The organism is Megasphaera jansseni, from assembly GCF_047974155.1.
Taxonomy (GTDB): Bacteria; Bacillota; Negativicutes; order Veillonellales; family Megasphaeraceae; genus Megasphaera.
On the sequence record NZ_JBHYRR010000070.1, the window covers coordinates 1 to 1059 of the forward strand.

General features: G+C 54.6%; 1 rRNA gene. It reads left to right on the forward strand.

Annotated features, from left to right (window positions below):
* Positions 1–1059 (forward strand): 23S ribosomal RNA (locus ACE418_RS13430); the annotation flags it as partial.

A 1059-nucleotide genomic window follows, 5' to 3' on the forward strand; every position in this document is an offset into this window, starting at 1 on the left:
CGCATGGAGCGGAGATGGGTGGCAGAAGAGAGGCCCAAGCGACTGTTTACCACAAACACAGGCGTCTGCTAAAGCGAAAGCTGATGTATAGATGCTGACACCTGCCCGGTGCTGGAAGGTTAAGAGGAAGTGTTAGCGCAAGCGAAGCAGTGAATTGAAGCCCCAGTAAACGGCGGCCGTAACTATAACGGTCCTAAGGTAGCGAAATTCCTTGTCGGGTAAGTTCCGACCCGCACGAAAGGTGTAACGATTTGGGCACTGTCTCAACGAGGGACCCGGTGAAATTGAAGTACCTGTGAAGATGCAGGTTACCCGCGACTGGACAGAAAGACCCCATGGAGCTTTACTGTAACCTGAGATTGGATTCCGGTAAGAGATGTACAGGATAGTTGGGAGGCTGAGAGATGAGTACGCCAGTATTCATGGAGCCGCTGGTGGGATACCAACCTTGTTTTATTGGAATTCTAACGAGAAGCGTAACGAGCTTGCGGACAGTCTCAGGCGGGCAGTTTGACTGGGGCGGTCGCCTCCGAAAGAGTAACGGAGGCGCCCAAAGGTTCCCTCAGCGCGGACGGAAACCGCGCGAAGAGTGCAAAGGCAGAAGGGAGCTTGACTGCGAGACGGACAGGTCGAGCAGGGACGAAAGTCGGGCTTAGTGATCCGGTGGTAGAGAGTGGAATTGCCATCGCTCAACGGATAAAAGCTACCCTGGGGATAACAGGCTTATCTCTCCCAAGAGTCCATATCGACGGGGAGGTTTGGCACCTCGATGTCGGCTCATCACATCCTGGGGCTGAAGTAGGTCCCAAGGGTTGGGCTGTTCGCCCATTAAAGTGGTACGCGAGCTGGGTTCAGAACGTCGTGAGACAGTTCGGTCCCTATCCATCGCGGGCGTAAGAAACTTGAAAGGGGCTGCTCCTAGTACGAGAGGACCGGAGTGGACCGACCAATGGTGTACCAGTCATGGCGCCAGCCGTGCAGCTGGGTAGCTACGTCGGGGACGGATAAACGCTGAAAGCATCTAAGCGTGAAACCAGCCTAGAGATGAGGTTTCTCATT